Consider the following 19,255-nt stretch of genomic DNA (forward strand, 5'->3'; position numbering starts at 1 on the left):
CGGGCCGGCTAGTTGAGGGTGAGGTACTGGAACCGCGGGAACAGGTCGTCGGGCTTCGTCAGTCCGCCGACGTTCTGCCGGGTCAGCGTGATCATGTCCCGGGTGAACATGAACGCCCACGGTGCCTCGTCGATGGCGATCTGCTGGGCCTGCTTGCCCAGCGCATACCGCTCGTCGTCGCCGGACAGCTTCATTGCTGCGTCCAGCAGACCGTCGACCTGCTTGCTGGAGTACCGGGCGTAGTTCGTGTACTGCCCGGTGCGCAGCAAGAAGTTGAGCTGGTAGATGGGGTCCTCACCCCACGAGTGCCAGGAGCCGATGAACAGCTGCGTGGTCCCGTCGCCGACCGCGGACTGGTAGTCGGCGTCGGACAGCTTGTCGACCTTGACCGTGATACCTCCCTCGCCCAGGGCGCTCTGAACGAAGGTCGCGGACTTCACCGCGGTGACGTCCGACGCCTGCACCGTCATCTTCAGGCTGAGGCCCGACACGCCGGCCTGCCTGAGCAGGGCGGCCGCGGCGGCGGGGTCGGTGTCGTACGCCTGCTTGGTCCCGGAGCCGTCGAGCGTTCCGTTCATCGGGTAGGGGTCAGGACCGTAAGCGGGTCCGGCGAAACCCGCCATGACTTTCTCGCGCAGCGCGCGGTACGGGACCAGGTGCGAGATGGCCTGGCGGACCCGGACATCCTTCAGCGCCGGCGTCGTCTGATTCATCCCGAGGTACACAAGGTCGCCCGTGGCCGCCTTGTAGACCTTGAGGTCGCGGTTGTCCGCCGCTTGAGCGGCCAGATCCGGCGACACGCTCAGGTCGATATCGATCGATCCGCTCTTCAGCGCGAGGTAAGCCTGCTCCGCGTTGGGCTGGTTCTGGATCGTCACCTTGGCAGGCGCGTCGGCCAGGTTCGCCACCGTGTACTCAGGGTTCTTCACCAGCGTGATCGAGCTGCCCTCGGAGCGGGCCTCGATCTTGTACGGACCTGACGAGACGCCGCCCTTCGCGAAGTAGTCCGTCGCCCACTTCTTCGTACTGCCCTTCTCCGCGGCCGCCTTGCTCAGGATGCCGAACGTCTGGAACGACAGGAACTTCCTGAGCAAGGGAGAGACCCCGCTGGTCTGGATCTCGACCGTCGTGTCACTCGCGGCGCGCACCCCGCTCGCACCGTTCGTGAAGCGCAGGTAGCTTGCAAAGATGCCGGTGTAGCCGACATCGGAGAGCGAGCGCTGCAAGGTGTAGACGACGTCGGCGGCCGTCAGCGGGCTGCCGTCGGCGAACTTGAGACCGGGCTTCAGCGTGATGGTCAACAACTTTCCGTCGGCGCTGTAGTTCGCGGACTCCGCGAGCGACGGCGCGTACTCCGCGGTGCCGACGAGGACCCCGTCCTTCGCCTGGAACTTCTGCGCGAAGAGGGTGCCGTAGACGTTGCCCACGACAAGCGTTGCCGTGTTCGTCTTGAACTGCGTCGGATCAAGGGTGTCGATGTCCCCGTAGCCGACGATGACTTCCGCACCACCGTTGCTCGACCCGCTCTTGCCGGGCGGAGTGGTGAGTCCACACGCTGAAAGTGTGATCGTGCAGGCTGCGACGACCATCGCCAGCTTCGTGAGCCGGCGCCTCGCGGACAACTTCATCGGTTCGATCTCCTTCTTCTCGGGTCGTACTGGGCTATGGCTGGGGTGTACGGATCAGGTCAATCACCCCTGCTCAACCCGAGAACGGAGCCCGCGTGGACAATGTGGGACACGATGTCCGCCGCCTCCACGACCGGCATCAGAGCGACTTCGTCGGCTCCGGCCGCGATCAGCGCATCGATGGCTTCACGACACGTCGCGGCATCACCACAGACACAGAGCCGATCGATCCACTCCCCTGGCATTGCGGCCTCGAAGCCGTCCTTGCCGACAGCGTCCAGCAGCGCGGAGAGCTCCTCGCTGATCCCAGCCGCGTCGGTGAGCTGTGTAGGCCCGAGGGCCAGATACCCGGCGACCACCGGGCGTGCGGCCGCACGGGCCTCCTCGACGGTGTCACCGAGCGCGAAGATCGCGAAGGCCGTCAGCTTCGTACGGCGTCCGGCCGGGGCCGACCCGTCGACGGCGGTCCGCGCCGATCTCACGAAGTCCGGCGTCGCCATCACGGACATCAGCACGCCGTCGGCCAGCTCACCGGCGAGGGCCATCATTTTCGGACCGGTGGCGCCGACGAAGATCTCCGGCGGAACGTCCGGGGGAAAGGCAAGACGTACACCGTCGAGGACGAATGGTCCCGAGCTCTCGACCTTCTCACCGGCGAGCAACCGGCGGACCGAATCCACCGTCGCTCGCATCGTCGCTAGCGGGGCCGGTTGGGCAATCCCCACCTGCTCCAGCCAGGCCTTGACCCCTGAGCCGAAGCCGACGGTCAGGCGGCCGGGGTACGCCCCAGCGAGGGCACCGACCTCCATTGCCGACAGCGCCGGGTGGCGGGTGTAGGTCGGCAGCAGACCGATGCCGACCGCGATCGTCTCGGTCGAGCCCAGAACGATCGCGGCACCGGCCACCCCGCCAGTGAAGAAGTAGTCCTCCGACAGCCAGATCGTCGAGAAGCCCGAGTCCTCCAGCGCACCCGCAGCCTTGGGCAGCAGGGCGGGCGGAAGCGTGCTGCCCAAGACGAATCCGATGGGTCTACTCATGACGAGTGTCCTTTCACGTCGGGAAAGGCACCCCGGTGCGGCCCGCCGAACCGTCGCAGCTGAGTAACGAGTGGGCCGGGTAGCCCGCCGACTTCGATCGAGGTGATCAAGTCCCCGGAAGTGCGCAGCAGGTCGACTCCGTCGGCGGCCCACGCAGCACCGTCGGCGCTCACGCCTCGCTCACGCCAGACCACCGCACTGAGGGCGCCGTACGTCTGAGCCTCGACAATCTGAAAGATCAGCTCGTCGAACAGCGTCTTCTGGAAGGTGAAATAGCTGATCGCATCCTCCCGACCGGTGAGGACCGGGTACGACGGGAACTTCACTCGAATTCCATCCGCGAGCGTGGCGTGCAGCGCCGCGTCGTCCTCGTCCAGTAGCGCACGGTAGAACCGGCCGACGGTCAGAGGCATGCGTTCGATCACGTCGTTGTTGTACGCATCGTCTACTGACGCCTTCGTGCGTAGTCCGGTCAGCACACGATTCATGACGGGACCCGCCGATCGACTGGGAGCCTTGCCCCGCCGTCCAAGGGAATGACAGCACCGTTGAGGCTGTCGAACGGCGCGCGGGTCAGCGCCAGGACCGCCTGGGCGACCTCTCCCCTGGTGACGAAACGGCCCGTGGGCGTGGCGCGCAACGTCCGGGTACCGGCACCGGGATGCAGCGCCTCCATGGTTGCGACGCTCTCGCGGATCTGTCCTGGTGCGACCGCGTTGACGGTGATCTCAGGCGCAAGCTCGACTGCGAGGGTCTGCACCAAGGGCGCCAGCATCGCCTTGGAGAGCCCGTACAAGCCGTGATCACGAATCCAAGCGGATCCAGCCGAAACCAGCATGATGCGTCCTCTCCCCGCCTGGCGCATGCCGGGGGCAACGAATCCGCACAGATCCAGCGCCGAGGACACGTTGGCGTCGAACGAGGCCTGCCGAGCGGCACCACGGGCGCCGGCGGCCGGCGTGGGATCCCACGGGCCGAGTGCGTGAACGAGCACGGTGATCGGAGCGCCGAGAAGCTCCGCCGCCTCGATCGCGAGTCGCTCAGCCTCGCCTGCGCGGGTGAGGTCCGCGGCCACGTACCCAGCACTGCCTGTGGCGGCATCGGCGACAGTACGTCGACCGTGGATGACGACGGCCGCCCCAGCCTCCAGGAACCCTCCTGCGATGGCCTGTCCCAGTCCACCGCTCGAGGCAGTCACCAGAACCCGCTCATCTGCAACAGGTACCTCATCGACGCAGACCGCCGGCAAAGGTACCCCTGCAACAGGCGGCGCGTAACCGGCGTCGGTCGCGCTCTCGTGGTTGAGATCCGGATAGCCGAGCAGCTCCACGATCGGGCCGCTGTCCGGGTGGGTTGCGACAAAGGCGAATCGGCTCGACGGCAGCCCCAGCTCCGCGGGCACCACAACGACACTGCGGTGCTCGTCGCCGAGCAGGGTCACGCCGCATCGCTGCGCGGTGCTCAGTCTGTGCAGAGCCGACTCGACCGTGGTCTCATCACCGCCCAGGTCCACCACAGCGCGAGCCGCGAGCAGCGCCGCGACTGCCTCAGCGGACCTCGCACGGACCGCGGACGCCAGCGCCTGGCCGACAGAGCGGATCTCAGTCATCACCCAGCGCCGTCCGTCCGGGCACGGGAAGGATCCCCACCGCGTGCAGTCCGTCCAGGTAGTCGCGGTATGCGGAGCGACGCTCAACGGCCGCACGAAGGCAGATCGCCGCCTCCCGAGATCGACCGGCTCGCGCGAGCAGGACGCCCTTCCAGAGGTAGGGCTCGGGATCCGGGCCGATCGTCGCGGCGGCGTCGTCGAGGGCACTCAGGGCCGCGTCGAGCGCCTCTCCCGCCGTGGGAGAGTCGGCGGAGAGCAGGCCCGGGGTGAAGACCGCCTGGCCGAAGACACGGTGTGCGCGGCTCAGCGTCACCAGCCTGCGCAGCTCGGCGAGCGGTTCCGCTGCGTCGTCCACCCGAACATCGATGAGCCGTCCGGCCCAGGGATCTGCTGCCAGCTCGCCGGACACCACGATCAGCGAGGCGGACATTTGCCCTCGGGCGTCACCGCCTGCCGCCTCGGCGGCGTCCATCGCAGCGAGCAGGCGATCTGCGAGATCACCAGTGGCTGCGGCGAAGGCAACCGCCATCGCCGGCACAACGGCGTCGGACGCGAGCATGTTGCCCAGGGCTACGAACTGATCTCCGGCCTGATCGCCTCGGCGAGCCACGCAGCGGCCGCCGGTGTGCGCCGCCGTACCACCACTGGTGTCGACCATCGCGACCTGGCGCAGGTCTGCCTCGGGGTCCCCGGCCACGAGTTTCCCCAACGCGTCGGTGGCCCTGATCCCGGACTCCATCAAGTCGAGGCCACGAGGTCCGTACGACGGATCGACGAACGACTGTGTCGCGACGACACCGACACCTGCTCGCGCGAAGGTCACCACGCGACCCACCGCGAAGTAGTGTGACTGACTCGCGACGCCGAGTGCTCCGGACTGCGGGTCGCGGGCAACGATCGAGTACGTCATGGTGCGCTCGTTTCGGCGTGGACGAGGTGGCGACGCACCAGGTCGACGGTCGCGTCCGGCAGCTCGAACATCGGTAGATGTCCACAGTCCGGCAGGATCTGATGATCACCACGTAACTGCTGGGCCATGGTCTTGCCTGCCTGCGGCGGACACGTCAGGTCGTCCGCACCCGTGACGACCGTGATCGGGCACACCACATCCGGGGCGATGCTCCGCACGTCGGCCGCAGCGGCAGCCTTCCACACGGCGCGGACGTCGTCCGCCCCGTTCGGATTGGTCGTCGCGAGGACTTCGTCGACCACCTGACGGCCGGCTCGCGGACCCAACGAATACCGCGGGATGATGTCCGCGAACATGTCGGGAACCGACTTCGTGGCGAGGGTGGCGAGCACCGCTGCCGAGTCCGCATCGTCGCTGTGCAACTGGCTGCCGAAGGCCAGGACCGACGCTACTCGTGGAGGCTCGATCGCGGCGAGGAACGTCGCGACAGCGCCGCCGAGGGATCCGCCGACTACGTGGAACCGCTCGACGCCGGCCGCCGCGGCCGCGTCCAGGCAGTCCTGTGCCCACAGCCGGATGTCGTATCTCTCCGCGGTGTCCGAGTCTCCGAACCCCCGGAGATCGGGTACGACGCAGAAGCGCTCGTCGGCCAGCTCCGCGACAACACGGAACCAGGCGTAGCCCCGAAGGTTGATGGGGTGGACGAACAGGAGCGGCAGCGTCCGGCCGCGCGGATCGCCGTACGTGTTCACGACGAGCCGCCCGTCCGGTCTCTCCACCACCAAACGCGTCATCAGCCGACAACCCCGAAGATCTCGTGACCCGGCACCGCACCGAGGCCGCGCTGCTCGCTGGTGTCACCGACCGAAGGACGCGGTTCGTCGGCAGGCGGCAGGGGCGAGCAGTGGAAGTGCCACATCGTCCAGCGGAGCTCGCCCGTGCCGTCGTCGCGCTTGTAGACCTCAGTGGCGCGCATCCGGATCTCGGGCGGGAACGACTGCTCGGACTCTCCGATCAGCAGCACCTCGCCGCTGTCGTCCGCCTGGCGAAGCTGCCGGCTCGGGAACACTCCCTCGGCGGCGATATAAGCCAGGTCGCCGACCACGTCGAGGCGCATGATCTTCACCAGGGGCGCGGTGATCTCGATCCGGCCGCGGTACCACTGCCACAGATTGGTCTTCTCCTCGATGCCGAAGTACGGGTGGCCGTTGAGGTTGAACATCAGGTAGGCATCGCCGGTGGGAAAGACTTGCCGCATCCTCGGCACGTCGAGGCCGTTGTTGGACTCCCACCAGTCCTTGTGCAACTGGAGGATGGCCTGTTCGTCCGCGGTGAATTCGCGCATTCTTCGTCCTTCTGTCAGGTGTGCCACCGGTCGACCACGACCGTGTGGATGATGTGCTCCGCGCGGGAGGGGCTCAGGCACCGAACCGGTGCGCCGGCAGTCCGTGTACTCCGAGTCCGTCGACCGCGAACAACGCTCCACGCTGGGGACCGTCCTCCGGGAACCTGGGCAGCGGCGGCCGCGCCATCGAGGTCACGAACAGGACATCGAGATCGACTCCCCCGAACATCACGCTGGTCACCTTTCGAACCGGCATGTCGAGTGTGCGATCCAGGGTGCCGTCGGGGGCGTACCGGTGGATCTTCCCGCCGTACACGTGGGCCTGCCACAGGAAGCCGTCGGCGTCGACCGTCATGCCGTCGCAGGCGCCACCGTCAGCCGTGTCGACCGTGGCGAAGACGCGGCGATTCGTCGCGTTTCCGGTCGCGATGTCGTAGTCGTACGCCCAGATGTCTCCGGTCCAGGTGTCCGCGAAGTAGAACGTGGACTCGTCTGGGCTCCAGCACGGACCGTTCGAACAGGTGATTCCGTCGTCCAGCACGTGCAGCGAGCCGTCCGGATCCAACCGGTAGAGCCGGCCGCTCGGGCTTGCCTCGAGGGTGTCCATCGAGCCGACGACGAACCGTCCGCGGGAGTCTGCCTTGCCGTCGTTCAGGCGGTTCGACGGCACGTCCTTCTCCGGCGCCGCGAGCAGTTCGACGCGATCGGCGGCGAAGTCGAACCTGTACAGACCGTCATCGAGAGCCACGACCGCTCCGTCACCGTTCGCGGTGAGGGCGAGGGAGCCGATCTTGCGTCGTACGTCCCACGTCTCCAGGCCGGTTCCATCCGCGGCCGCCCGAAAGACGCGACCGTCCATCGAGTCGACCCAATAGAGTCGCTGCTGCTCGACGTCCCAGACCGGGCTCTCGCCCAGGCTCGTCTTGACATCGACAACGCTACGAATGCGCATCGCGGCCCTCTTCGGTCGGTCCCCGCCGGCTTTCAGCGAGGTGGTGCGGCCGGCGAGCCGGGGGTGTACCCGCCGACCTGCCGGTCGACTGCTGCCCCGGTTCGCAGTCGATACTTAACAGACGAAGCTAGTGATGGGTGTCACGTTAAGCAACGTTAAGTTGGCACTCACGTGCAGAGACCGTTCGAGGGTGACTTAATGTTGCTTAACGAACTCGCTCGACGTACGTTCACAGCGCCGGGCCGAGTTCGAGCTCGACCCAGCCAGTGAGGAGGTGCCACCTTCGAATGACAGCGACAAGCGGGAAGAAGGCCGGCATCCGTGCGCTGCGCGTCTCGGCGGCCGACGTGGCCCGGCATGTAGGGGTCTCGCGCGCGACAGTTTCCTACGTCATGAACGGGCGGCCCGGTGTGTCGTCCGAGATGCGCGAACGCGTGCTCGCGGCCGCGGAGGAACTCGGCCACACGTCGAGTTCCAGGGCGGCACAGCTCCGGTCGCAGCGGACGCGGGTGATCGGCCTCGTGCTCACCGACATCGCGAATCCGTTCTACACCGAGATCGCGGCCGGCGTCATCGACGCGGCGCGCGAGCAAGGCTATGAGGTCTTCGTCGCGCACACCCAGGAGAGTCCGGACGTCCTCGCGTGTGTCGTGGACGCCATGATCGCCCGCGGGGTGGACGGGATCGTCCTCACCGTCCTGCATCCGGAGGACGGTGAGGTGATCCGGGCGCTGCGGAAGGCGCACGTACCGTTCGTCCAGCTGTCGCGCCGCATCCCGCAACTCGACGCGGACTGGGTTGGGCTCGACGACCACCATGCCGCGATCACGGTGATGGACCATGTGCTCGACCACGGCTACCAGCAGATCGCGACCATCGTCGGCCCGCGCAGCTCGAGCGCTTCGGCCGCCCGTGAGCTGGGCTTCGTCGCAGCGGCCCGAGCCCGGGGCATCGAGATCCCGCCGCGACGGCGGATCAGTACGTATCTGAGCGAGGACGGCGGGCGACGCGCGGTCGAGCGGCTTCTCGCCGACGGACCGCTGCCCGATGCCCTCGTGTGTGGCAGTGACGCGATCGCGGTGGGCGTACTGGAAGTACTCCGGGTCCAAGGCGTCCAGGCGGGCGACGACGTCGCCGTGACAGGCTTCGACGGCCTCTATCCCGGCGTTTCCCTGCTGTCGATCATCACGACGATCAACCAGCCACGACGGCAGATGGCGCGCACGTCATTCGACCTGCTCGCCCGGCGGATCGAAGGGTTCGGCGGAGCCCCACAGATCATCACCTGCCCGCATTTCCTCCGCATCGGAACAACCTGCGGATGCCCCGACAGCTCCGTGGCCCCGAGCGGCCTGGAACTCGCGAGCCCACGTCACTAGTTCGACGCCGAGCGTCAGCACGCTCGAGTCCCTGTCCTGCCGCTCCGCTGCGCAGAGCGGCCTGTCAACTATGCCTACCACTGGAGCAAATATGAGGTCTCACCACGAGGGGCCGCGCATCCTCGTGCTCGGCGCCGGCGCCATCGGCGGAGTCACGGCGGCCCAGCTCACCCGCGCCGGCGAGGACGTCACCGTCCTCGATGCCGACGAGGAGCATGTCCGAGCGCTGAACGGCCGCGGCCTCCTCCTCGACGAGTTCGGCACCGAATCCTTGATCAGGATTCCCGCCGTCTCGCACGCCGAGCAGCTCGATGGGCAGTTCGACTACTGCCTCATCACGGTGAAGTCGCTGTACCTGGACGCCGCGCTGCCCCCGCTGGTCGCGAAGCGGTCCGCGACGACGTACGTCTCGCTCGGGAACGGCCTGGTCCAGGAACGCGTCCGCACGCTTGTCGGAGACGCGAACCTGCTGCTCGGCATCGTCGAGTGGGGAGCGACGAATCTGAGTCCCGGCCACGTCCGCCAGACCACCAAGGCACCTTTCGTGATCGGCGAACCGGACGGGCAACCGTCGCAGCGCGCGGAGCTGCTGGCTCAGGTACTGCGACGCGCTGCTGCCGGCACCCGGACTACCACCGACATCGCGGGCCAGATCTGGTCGAAGCTCCTCGTCAACAGCACCTTCTCGGGACTCGGGGCAGTCAGCGGGCTCCTGTACGGCGGCGTTGTCGCGGACAGCGTGGGGCGGGAGGTCGCGCTCCGGCTGTGGGCGGAAGGGGCCTGCGTCGCCCGCGCACTCGGCATCGGACTCGCAGACGTGCTCGGAATTCACCCCGCTGAACTCACCGCCCCCGACCCCGATCCAGCGCTCGAACGCCTGATGGAGACCGTCGCCGCGACGAAGGCCTCGATGCTGCAGGACCTCGAACGCGGCTCACTCACCGAGGTCGACGTCATCAACGGCGGTGTGGTCGAAACCGCGAATCGGCTTGGTCTGGATGCTCGCTTGAACAAGGCGATCGTCAGTCTCGTCCACGGCTACGAGGCGGGAGTCGGCCGTCCGTCACCCGAGGTCTTCACGGCACTGGCATCGGTGCCCGTGTCTCCAGCCGAGCGTCGACCCGAGGAGAACAGCCATGCATGACGAGAAGACGATCATCACCTGTGCCATCACCGGCGGCATGACGGTCCCCGCGCAGAGCAAGCACATCCCGATCACAGTCGCGCAAATCGTGGAGGAGGGAGTACGTGCGGCAGAGGCGGGGGCGGCTGTCCTGCACGTCCATGTACGCGACGAGGAGACCGGTCGCCCCGTCGCTGATCTGGACTTGTTCGAGCGTGTACTCACTGAGCTGCGCAGCCGGACCGACGCCGTTCTGCAACCCACCACCGGTGGTGGCCGGAACATGACCGTCGAGGAGCGCGGAAGCGTCCTCCGCTTCCGGCCGGAAATGGCCACGCTGAACGCCGGCAGCATGAACTTCGGCCTGTTCCCTGTCGCGCGCCGCGACCTGCCTTTCGAGGACTGGGAGCGCGACTACCTTGAGGGGACCCGCGACTACATCTTCAAGAACACCTTCGCCGACATCACCTACCTCGCCGGTCTCATGCAAGCCGCCGGGACCAGGCCGGAGATCGAGGTCTACGACGTCGGTCAACTGTTCAGCTTGCGGCAACTCGTGCGCGACGGCGTTCTGACTCCTCCGTTCAACCTTCAGTTCGTCCTGGGGGTCCTGGGCGGGATCGCCGCCGAGCCGGACCAACTGCTGCACCTCCTCCGTACAGCTCAGCGGATGTTCGGAGAAGACGGCTTCACCTGGTCGGCCGCAGGCGTCGGGTACCCGGGCGAGTTCGCGATGGCTGCGCTGTCCCTCGTGATGGGAGGCAACATCAGGGTGGGGCTCGAGGACAACCTGCGGCTTCGGCGCCGGGAGGCGGCCACTTCGAACGCGGATCTGGTCGCGAAGGCGGCGACGCTGGCCGACCTGTTCGACCGGCGCCCGGCGACGCCGGCGGAAGCTCGAACGGCACTGGGGCTCAAGGGCGCAGATGCTGTCGGCTTCTGAGCAAGGCCTTCTCGTGTCGCTCGGCTGCGGCGAGCCGTGGATCGCTGTGGATGCCTGGGTTGCTCCCACAGCGACGCTGGCCGGACGCGTGCTCCTGGGAAGCCACGCGAGCGTCTGGTACGGCGCTACGCTTCGAGCGGACCAGGACGCCATCTCGATCGGGATGCGCAGCAACGTCCAGGACGGATGCGTGCTCCACACCGACCCGGGTCATCCGGTGAGTGTCGGATGTGACGTGTCGGTCGGGCATCGCGCGATTCTGCACGGATGCGTCGTCGAGGACGGCGTACTCGTCGGCATGGGCGCCGTCTTGATGAACGGCGCCGTCATCGGCACCGGCTCGATCATCGCGGCCGGCTCGGTGGTCCTTGAGGGAACCCACGTTCCGCCAAGTTCATTGGTCGCAGGCGTACCGGGCAAAGTCCGGCGCCCGACCACGGACGACGAACGGAGCGGGACACTCGACAACGCGAGCAGCTATGTCGATCTCGCCAGGAAGCACGCTGCAGGTCTCGCGAAGGGACGGGCGTGAGACGCGTCCTGGTAGCGCCGGACAAGTTCAAGGGATCCCTGGACGCCGTGGATGCCGCAGGCGCAATCGGCCGCGGCATCCACGCTGTGCGCCCCGACACCATCGTCGACCTGTGTCCGGTGGCCGACGGCGGGGACGGAACGGTGGCGGTTGTCCGCAGCTACGGATTCGAGCCTCGGAGAGCCATCGTCACCGGCCCGCTCGGAAATCCGGTCACCGCCGAGTTCGCAGTACAGGATGGCCGGGCAGTGATCGAGATGTGTTCGGCAGCAGGAATGGGACGGCTGCCGGGTCTCCCGAACGCTCACACCGCGCTGACGGCAGATACGGCCGGAGTCGGTGATCTCATCCGGGAGGCCCTGAACCTCGGCGCGCGCCGGATCGTGGTCGGTCTCGGTGGCAGCGCCGGCACGGACGGCGGTGCAGGCGCCCTCCGGGCTCTGGGAGCGCACTTCACCAGCCGCGACGAACCTGCAGCGCACGGGGGTGGTGCCCTCGCCGATCTCCGCACCGTGGACCTGTCCGGATTGGATCCGCGCCTGCAGTCGATTGAGCTCGTCCTCGCCTGCGATGTCGACAACCCACTTCTGGGACCCGAAGGCTGCGCAGCCATGTTCGGCCCTCAGAAAGGAGCCGACGCGGCCGCCGTACGTCGGCTGGAACTGGGTCTCGCGCACTGGGCCGACCTCGTCGAAGCGGCATCCGGGCGAGTCGTGCGCCAGCGGCCAGGTGCCGGAGCGGCCGGCGGGCTCGGGTTCGGATTGATGGCCGGTCTGGGTGCGGTTGTCGAGTCCGGAATCAGCTTCGTGCTCGGTGTGGCCGGATTCGCCGAGCGCTTGCGCAACGCGGACCTGGTGATCGTCGGCGAAGGCTCCCTCGATGAGCAAAGTCTGCGCGGCAAAGGGCCGGTCGGCGTTGCGAGGATCGCCAGACGCGCAGGTGTCCCGGTCGCTGCCGTTGTCGGAAGAAGTCTCGTCCCGCCAGGCGCGGCACGCGACTGCGGGATCGACCAGGTGATTTCACTCGAACAGTTCGAGCCGGACGTCGTACGTCGGATGAGCGAGGCGGACCGGCTTCTCGAGTTCGCCGGCCGCCACGTGGCTGCGGCCTGGAAGAAGGAGGACTGATGGACAAGCTCGTCGGGAGCGCCGAGGAGGCAGTGGCAGATGTCCCGGACGGTGCCACGATCGCCGTCGGTGGCTTTGGCCTGTGCGGGATCCCCGCCGTACTCATCGACGCATTGCTCGCACACGGCACGCGTGAGCTCGAGGTGATCTCCAACAACGCGGGCGTGGACGACTGGGGACTCGGCCGGCTCCTCGGAGCCGGCCGGCTGCGGCGAATGGTGGCGTCGTATGTCGGAGAGAACAGGGAGTTCGCCCGCCAGTACCTGACCGGGGAGCTCGAGGTCGAACTGATACCGCAGGGCACTCTCGCCGAGCGAATGCGGGCCGGCGGCGCGGGCATTCCCGCCTTCTACACCGCGACGGGAATCGGCACCGCGGTCGCCGAGGGCGGCCTGCCCTGGCGGTACGACGCCGACGGGTCCGTCCTGTGCTCGAGCCCGGCCAAGCCAACAGCCGTGTTCGACACGCCTGACGGCGAGCGCGAGTTCGTTCTGGAGCGAGCGATCGTCGCCGATGTCGGACTCGTGCGGGCCTGGAAAGGCGATCGCCACGGCAATCTCGTCTACCGCAAGAGCGCACGGAACTTCAACCCACTGGCTGCCGCATGCGGGCTGGTGACCGTCGCCGAGGTCGAGCACCTCCTGGAGCCCGGGGATCTGGATCCGGAGGAGGTCCACACCCCGGGTGTGTACGTGCACCGGGTGGTCGCGCTGACTCCGGAGCAGGCCACGGACAAGCGAATCGAGAAGAGGACGGTGCGGCAGTGAGCTGGACACGAGAGCAGATGGCCGCCCGCGCGGCAGCCGAACTGGTCGATGGTGACTACGTCAACCTGGGCATCGGTCTGCCGACCCTGATTCCGAACTACGTGCCCGACGACATCGACGTCGTACTTCAATCCGAGAACGGAATCCTCGGTCTCGGGCAGTACCCGCACGCAGGCGCGGAGGATCCCGACCTGATCAACGCAGGCAAGGAAACCGTGACGCTGAAGGCGGGCGCCTCCTACTTCGATTCGGCGACGAGCTTCGCGATGATCCGGGGTGGCAAGATCGACGTCGCCGTCCTCGGGGCGATGCAGGTCTCCGCCGCCGGAGACATCGCGAACTGGATGATCCCGGGCAAGATGGTGAAGGGCATGGGCGGTGCGATGGACCTGGTGCACGGCGCCCGGAGAGTTGTCGCTCTGATGGAGCACACGGCGCGCGACGGCTCGCCCAAGATCGTGCGAGAGTGCACGCTGCCGTACACCGGCAAGCGAGTCGTGCACCGGATCATCACCGACCTCTGTGTCGTCGACATCACCGCGGATGGGCTGGAACTGGTCGAACTCGCTCCCGAGGTATCCCTGGAGGACGTCCGCTCCCGAACAGAGCCGGAGCTCCGCGTCGCGGTCTGATCCGCCACGTCGAAGGCAGGTGCTCAACGGTGCGGCACGTACTCGTAGGTGGTTGTGCGCTCGACGACCGGGCGGCCGATGCCGGCGCCGATCTCCGCCAACTCCTGGACAGTCTTGGCCGAGCCATGCTCGGAGCCGGCCATCCGGGAGATCGTCTCCTCCATCAGGGTGCCGCCGAGGTCGTTCGCGCCGGCGTTGAGCATCGCCTGCGTACCCTTCACGCCAAGCTTGACCCAGGACGTCTGGATGTTGTCGATCCGGCCGTGCAACATGATCCGGGCCAGCGCATGCACCGCGAGATTGTCCCGCAGCGTTGGACCGGGACGGGCGACGCCGGCCAGGTAGATCGGGGCGCTGGTGTGCACGAACGGCAATGGTACGAACTCGGTGAACCCGCCGGTCTCGTCCTGGATCCGCGAGATCACGCGGAGGTGGCTGACCCAGTGCCGCGGGTTGTCGACGTGGCCGTACATCATGGTCGAGCTGGATCGCAGCCCGACCCGGTGTGCGGTCGTCACCACCTCGACCCAGGTCCGAGTGGGTAGCTTGCCTTTGGTGAGGATCCAGCGCACCTCGTCGTCGAGGATCTCGGCGGCGGTTCCCGGGATGGTGTCCAGCCCGGACTCCCGCGCCTTGATCAGGAAGTCCTCGAAGCTCAGCCCGGTGCGGCTGGCGCCGTTGACGATCTCCATCGGCGAGAACGCGTGAACATGCATCCTCGGCACCCGCTCCTTGACGGCCGCAGCGAGGTCGAAGTACGCCGTACCTGGCAACTCCGGGTCGATCCCGCCCTGCATGCAGACCTCAGTGGCGCCGAGGCCCCAGGCCTCCGCGGCACGGTCGGCGACCTGCTCGAGAGACAGCGAGTAGGCATCGGCGTCAGTACGGCGCTGGGCGAAGGCACAGAAGCGGCAGCCTACGTAGCAGACATTGGTGAAGTTGATGTTGCGGTTGACGACGTAGCTGACGTTGTCGCCGATCGTCTCCCGGCGCAGGTCGTCGGCGAGGCGGCAGACCTGCTCCAGCAGCGGGCCCTCCGCGGTCATCAAGGTGAGTGCATGCGCGTCGCTCAAGTGACCGGGATCGCGCTCTGCTGCGGCGAGCGCGGCCGACCCCGGCGGTACGACTGCCCTTGACACGCCACGTCCTGCCTCGGAAGGGCCCGCCGGCACGACGCCCTCTCGTGCGACGCCAGCGGCCTGATCCCGGACGGCATTCCATGATCCGTAGACGGTGTCGAAGTCGCCGCGGCGGTCCGTCGTTCGGCCGGCCGCGTCGATCGCAGTGTGCAGGTCGATGCGTCCAGAAGTGACGAACCCGCCATCGGGTTCCTGCCAGGGCCGGCCAATGGGCCGGACTCCGGCTCGAGCGAGGCCGTCGTCAGCAGCGAGGGCGGCGACGTGCCCGCGGATGCGGGGATCCAGCCAGGGCTCCCCCTGACGCACGTACTCGGGGTGGACGGTCAGACGCGGACGCAGGTCGAAGCCGCCGCGCAGGGTGAGATCGCGCAGGCGGTCCACCGAAGGCCACGGGCGCTCCGGGTTCACATGGTCAGGAGTCAGCGGCGAAACCCCGCCCCAGTCGTCGACACCGGCGCCGAGGAGGGCTGCGCATTCCTGGAGCGAGACCAGATTGGGCGGCGCCTGGATGCGCATCTTCGGGCCGAGCACGATCCGGGCGACGGCGATCGCGGCGCGGTACTCGTCGAGGCCGAGGTCCGCCGAGTGACGCATCGCGGTGTCCGGCTTGGCGCGGAAGTTCTGCACGATCACCTCCTGCAGCGCACCGTAGCGGCGAGCGCTCGCGCGGAGCGCGAAAATCGTCTCGGCGCGCTCCTCGAGGGTCTCGCCGATACCGACGAGGAGGCCGCTGGTGAAGGGGATGGACAGTCGGCCGGCGTCCTCGAGCACCCGAAGACGTACCGCCGGATCCTTGTCCGGCGAGCCGAAGTGTGGCCCACCCTTGTCGGTGAACAGCCGGCCTGCGACGGTTTCGAGCATCATCCCCATCGACGGCGCGACCGGCTTCAACCGGTTCATCTCTTCCCAGGACATCACTCCGGGGTTGAGATGCGGCAGCAGCCCGGTCTCCTCGAGGACGCGGACCGCCATCGCACGGACATAGGCGAGCGTTGAGTCGTATCCCTGCGCCTCCAGCCACTGCCGGGCTTCCGGCCAGCGGTCCTCGGGCCTGTCGCCCAGCGTGAACAACGCCTCCAGGCACCCGACTGCTGCGCCTTCGCGCGCGATTTCGACGATCTCGTCGGGCGAGAGGTACGGCGAATCCAGTTTGCCGGAGACGGTGACGAACGTGCAGTAGTGGCAGCGGTCGCGGCACAGCCGCGTCACCGGGACGAACACCTTCGGGGAATACGTCACCACTCCCGGACGGCCGGCGGCCTCGAGCCCGGCGTCGCGGACACGTGCGGCGACGGCACACAGCCGGTCGAGATGCTCACCGGTGGCGGCCAGGAGGGCGGCCGCTTCGGGTACGTCGATCACCGCACCGCGCTCGGCACGGGCCACTGCCCGACGGAGCTGTTGCGCTGTCGGCGCCGGTCGCGGGCTGCTCGTTCGCATTGCCATGGATGTCACCTCAGGTCTCGGTGTCTTGTGTCGTGCCTGTGCCGGGCAGCATCGTTGCTGCCCGGCACAGGGCCCGACCGGATCCGTGCGACTGGTGAACTACTGGGCGAACAACCAGTCGATGATCACGTCGTTCGTATAGGTCGGAATCCACGAGCCATGCGGAAACACCGGAGTCGTCCCCTTGGGCAGCGTCGTGAACAGGTGCTTGCTGCCCTGCGCCCGAGCGCGCTTGACCGCCGCCGCCGCGGATGCTTCCTGGTCGGCATCCGGGCTCAGGCCCGACCACTCGCTCCAGGTCACGGGCACGCCGGCTTGCTCGAACGCGAGGAAGATGCTGTGGTCGGAGACCGGCGTGTCATAGAGCACGTTCGCGTCGTCGATCGAATGCACCGCCCAGATCGGAAGCTTCGTCAGGTTCGCCACCGCGGATGCCGGGTCGCCGGAACCGGTGACCAGCAACGCTGCCGCGAACAGGTCGGGGTGGGCGGGCAAGATGGACCACGAGCCGATCGAGCCCATCGACAGTCCGGTGAGGTACACGCGCTCCGGGTCGATCTGGGGGTTGTCCGCCAGTGTCTGCCGGACCAGCTCGACGACGGCCTGCGACATCCTGGGCGTCGACCAGCGACCCTTGTTCGGATCCGTCGGATCGGTCTGCGGCGACAGCACGTACGCCGGGTGGCGCGCCTGCCGGGCAGGGTCGGCGAACGCGGTGGCGATCTGGTTGCCGGCGAGCTGGGCGAAATTGTCGTTACCACTCTCCCCCGAGCCGTGCAGCGTGACAACGAGGGGGTACGACCTGGGGCGGTGCCCGCGTCGAAGATCCGGCGCGAAGAACCGATACGGCATCGTGGCACCGGAGGCCGCGACGAACGAACCGGATCCGAAATCATCGATGATCGAATGACGTACGTCGCTGTTGATCACCACGCGCGCCGGATGGCCCTCGATGATCGTTTGCCGCCGGTCGCGATCTGAAGGTGAGCGGCGCGGCCGGTTTCCACGGATGGTCTCCACCTGACTTACACCATAGGCGCCGACGAGATCATAGAAATAGTCGCGCCCACCGAAGGCGACGGCCGCAGCGAGAGCGTCATTCTTGTTCAGCTCCAGAATAATGAACCGCCCTGGTTTCTGTTTCGCGCTGAAGCCGATGCCGTCATTCGAGTAGGCTTCGACAACGCTGCGCTTTCCCGCCAGCGGCGCCGTACCCGGACGTGTCAGCGTAACGTTGACATCGAAGGCCGTCGTGGGGATTTCCGCCGAGCCCAGATCGATTCGTCTGTTGTATTCCACGGCGAGACCGGTGACCTTGATGCCGACCGGCGTGACCTCGGTGATCACCGTCGTGTCAACAGCACGCAATCGAGGTGGCGCCGCCTGCACCGCCGGCATACCCAGGAATGTCGCTGCGGCCACTGTGAGGGCGATCACCACTGCACCGAATCTTCGATTCATTGCGCCTCTCTTCTTTGAGATCTGCCACAACTGTGTGGCATGCGGCCGGGCGGGCCGACAATACACCGAAAGCTAGCAAGCAAGGCCGGGTTAAGTAACTGTTAAGGCGCCTTACGAACAGCACAGAATTCGTCACAAATAGGGGCGCAGATAGGAGAGGTCGGCCGGGCTCAGCCGGTCGGCGGCGATGTTGCGCTGGTGCCAGTGCGGGTAGCGCAGCGGTTCCTGGCTGACCTGGTCGAGCCGGCTCCGCTCGTCGTCGGAGAGTTCGAGACGCGCCGCCGCGAGGTTGTCGGCGAGTTGTTCGTCCGTGCGCGCTCCGATGACGACAGACGTCACCGCCGGACGTCCGAGCAGCCAGGCCAGCGCAACCTGGGCAGCGGAAACCCCGTGATCACCGGCGATCTCGATCAGGATGTCGATCGTGTCGTACAGCCGGCGGTCGTCGTACACGGGCGGCTCGTTCCACCCCTCGAACCGCCGGGTGCCCTCAGGGGTCGGCTGGTTGGGCCGGTATTTGCCCGACAGCAGTCCGCCGGCGAGCGGGCTCCAGACAAGGATGCCGAGCCCTTGGTCGACACTGACCGGCACCAGGTCAGCCTCAGCGTCCCGGGCCTGCAACGAGTAGTAGATCTGCTGGCTGACGTAGCGGGAGTGGCCATCGCGTTCCGAGATGCTCAGTGACTTCATCAACTGCCAGCCCGTGTAGTTGGACGCGCCGATGTACCGGACCTTTCCCGCCTGGACAAGCGCGTCGAACGCGGCGAGCGTTTCCTCCAGTGGCGTCTGACCGTCCCACTCGTGCGCTTGGTATAGGTCAATGTGGTCGGTCTGAAGCCGGCGCAGGCTTGCCTCGGCGGCGCGGATGATGTGGTGGCGCGACAGTCCGGCGTCGTTCGGCCCCGCACCCATCGGCATGCGGACCTTGGTTGCGAGCAGAACCTCGTCCCGGCGACCAGCCAACGCGGTGCCGACGATCTCCTCTGATCGGCCCGCAGAGTAGACGTCCGCTGTGTCGATCAGGTTCACACCCGCGTCGATCGCGAGCGCGATCTGTCGTTTCGCGCCGTCGACGTCGGTGGTCCCGACCGCTTTGGCCCAGCCTGTGCCACCGAAGGTCATCGTGCCCAGCGTGAGGGCCGACACGCGCAGGCCAGAACTGCCAAGTTGGCGATATTCCATGGTGTGCTCCAAGTGTCGTGAGGTGTACCTGCGACATGTCGCA

Annotated in this window: 18 protein-coding genes; 7 read left to right on the top strand and 11 right to left on the bottom strand. The window is 67.3% G+C overall.

From position 1 onward, the window contains the following. Window positions 1-8 precede the first annotated feature (8 nt). The 8 genes from ACIBL3_RS37445 to ACIBL3_RS37480 all read right to left on the bottom strand — a co-directional run bounded on the left by ACIBL3_RS37445 (window position 9) and on the right by ACIBL3_RS37480 (window position 7,481). On the bottom strand, window positions 9-1,628 hold the full coding sequence (locus ACIBL3_RS37445; RefSeq protein WP_396358653.1) for an ABC transporter substrate-binding protein: 1,620 nt from the start codon (window positions 1,626-1,628) through the stop codon (window positions 9-11). 59 nt (window positions 1,629-1,687) lie between these two features. Continuing rightward, complete coding sequence (locus tag ACIBL3_RS37450) at window positions 1,688-2,665, bottom strand: LLM class flavin-dependent oxidoreductase (protein ID WP_396358654.1); 978 nt, start codon at window positions 2,663-2,665, stop codon at window positions 1,688-1,690. Beyond that, on the bottom strand, window positions 2,662-3,153 hold the full coding sequence (locus ACIBL3_RS37455) for a nuclear transport factor 2 family protein (RefSeq protein ID WP_396358655.1): 492 nt from the start codon (window positions 3,151-3,153) through the stop codon (window positions 2,662-2,664). Before ACIBL3_RS37455 ends, ACIBL3_RS37450 begins: the two co-directional genes overlap by 4 nt. Beyond that, a complete protein-coding gene (locus ACIBL3_RS37460; RefSeq protein WP_396358656.1) occupies window positions 3,150-4,274 on the bottom strand; it encodes an SDR family NAD(P)-dependent oxidoreductase in 1,125 nt (374 codons plus the stop codon). The genes ACIBL3_RS37455 and ACIBL3_RS37460 overlap by 4 nt, the downstream gene beginning before the upstream one ends. Beyond that, window positions 4,267-5,184: a DUF1028 domain-containing protein gene (locus ACIBL3_RS37465; protein WP_396358657.1), complete on the bottom strand. Its 918-nt coding sequence runs from the start codon at window positions 5,182-5,184 to the stop codon at window positions 4,267-4,269. The genes ACIBL3_RS37460 and ACIBL3_RS37465 overlap by 8 nt, the downstream gene beginning before the upstream one ends. Beyond that, the gene (locus tag ACIBL3_RS37470) at window positions 5,181-5,978 is read right to left on the bottom strand and encodes an alpha/beta fold hydrolase (protein ID WP_396358658.1); all 798 of its coding nucleotides are present in this window, start codon (window positions 5,976-5,978) and stop codon (window positions 5,181-5,183) included. Before ACIBL3_RS37470 ends, ACIBL3_RS37465 begins: the two co-directional genes overlap by 4 nt. Then, a complete protein-coding gene (locus ACIBL3_RS37475; RefSeq protein WP_396358659.1) occupies window positions 5,978-6,529 on the bottom strand; it encodes a YybH family protein in 552 nt (183 codons plus the stop codon). The genes ACIBL3_RS37470 and ACIBL3_RS37475 overlap by 1 nt, the downstream gene beginning before the upstream one ends. Window positions 6,530-6,602: 73 nt before the next feature. Further along, complete coding sequence (locus tag ACIBL3_RS37480) at window positions 6,603-7,481, bottom strand: SMP-30/gluconolactonase/LRE family protein (protein ID WP_396358660.1); 879 nt, start codon at window positions 7,479-7,481, stop codon at window positions 6,603-6,605. Window positions 7,482-7,768: 287 nt separating this feature from the next. Here ACIBL3_RS37480 and ACIBL3_RS37485 point away from each other — a divergent pair, with 287 nt between their 5' ends. From ACIBL3_RS37485 to ACIBL3_RS37515, 7 genes are all read left to right on the top strand, one after another. Next, a complete protein-coding gene (locus ACIBL3_RS37485; protein WP_396358661.1) occupies window positions 7,769-8,860 on the top strand; it encodes a LacI family DNA-binding transcriptional regulator in 1,092 nt (363 codons plus the stop codon). 91 nt (window positions 8,861-8,951) lie between these two features. Further along, window positions 8,952-10,004, top strand: coding sequence for a ketopantoate reductase family protein (locus tag ACIBL3_RS37490; protein WP_396358662.1), 1,053 nt, complete (start codon window positions 8,952-8,954; stop codon window positions 10,002-10,004). Beyond that, entirely contained in the window at window positions 9,997-10,926 is a 930-nt protein-coding gene (locus ACIBL3_RS37495) for a 3-keto-5-aminohexanoate cleavage protein (RefSeq protein WP_396358663.1), read from the top strand. The genes ACIBL3_RS37490 and ACIBL3_RS37495 overlap by 8 nt, the downstream gene beginning before the upstream one ends. Beyond that, window positions 10,910-11,458, top strand: a complete 549-nt coding sequence (locus ACIBL3_RS37500; RefSeq protein WP_396358664.1) for a gamma carbonic anhydrase family protein — start codon at window positions 10,910-10,912, stop codon at window positions 11,456-11,458. Before ACIBL3_RS37495 ends, ACIBL3_RS37500 begins: the two co-directional genes overlap by 17 nt. Continuing rightward, on the top strand, window positions 11,455-12,585 hold the full coding sequence (locus tag ACIBL3_RS37505; protein ID WP_396358665.1) for a glycerate kinase: 1,131 nt from the start codon (window positions 11,455-11,457) through the stop codon (window positions 12,583-12,585). Before ACIBL3_RS37500 ends, ACIBL3_RS37505 begins: the two co-directional genes overlap by 4 nt. Then, window positions 12,585-13,352, top strand: a complete 768-nt coding sequence (locus ACIBL3_RS37510; protein WP_396358666.1) for a CoA transferase subunit A — start codon at window positions 12,585-12,587, stop codon at window positions 13,350-13,352. The genes ACIBL3_RS37505 and ACIBL3_RS37510 overlap by 1 nt, the downstream gene beginning before the upstream one ends. Beyond that, the gene (locus ACIBL3_RS37515; protein ID WP_396358667.1) at window positions 13,349-13,984 is read left to right on the top strand and encodes a CoA transferase subunit B; all 636 of its coding nucleotides are present in this window, start codon (window positions 13,349-13,351) and stop codon (window positions 13,982-13,984) included. The genes ACIBL3_RS37510 and ACIBL3_RS37515 overlap by 4 nt, the downstream gene beginning before the upstream one ends. A gap of 23 nt (window positions 13,985-14,007) precedes the next feature. Here the strand turns inward: ACIBL3_RS37515 and ACIBL3_RS37520 are convergent, their stop codons facing one another. From ACIBL3_RS37520 to ACIBL3_RS37530, 3 genes are all read right to left on the bottom strand, one after another. Next, the gene (locus ACIBL3_RS37520) at window positions 14,008-16,569 is read right to left on the bottom strand and encodes a bifunctional FO biosynthesis protein CofGH (protein WP_396358668.1); all 2,562 of its coding nucleotides are present in this window, start codon (window positions 16,567-16,569) and stop codon (window positions 14,008-14,010) included. A 99-nt stretch (window positions 16,570-16,668) separates the two neighbouring features. Next, entirely contained in the window at window positions 16,669-18,009 is a 1,341-nt protein-coding gene (locus tag ACIBL3_RS37525; RefSeq protein WP_396358669.1) for a hypothetical protein, read from the bottom strand. Window positions 18,010-18,162: 153 nt separating this feature from the next. After that, window positions 18,163-19,212, bottom strand: a complete 1,050-nt coding sequence (locus ACIBL3_RS37530) for an aldo/keto reductase (protein ID WP_396358670.1) — start codon at window positions 19,210-19,212, stop codon at window positions 18,163-18,165. Between the last annotated feature and the right edge of the window lie 43 nt (window positions 19,213-19,255).

It is taken from the genome of Kribbella sp. NPDC050124, from assembly GCF_044460355.1.
GTDB lineage: Bacteria > Actinomycetota > Actinomycetes > Propionibacteriales > Kribbellaceae > Kribbella.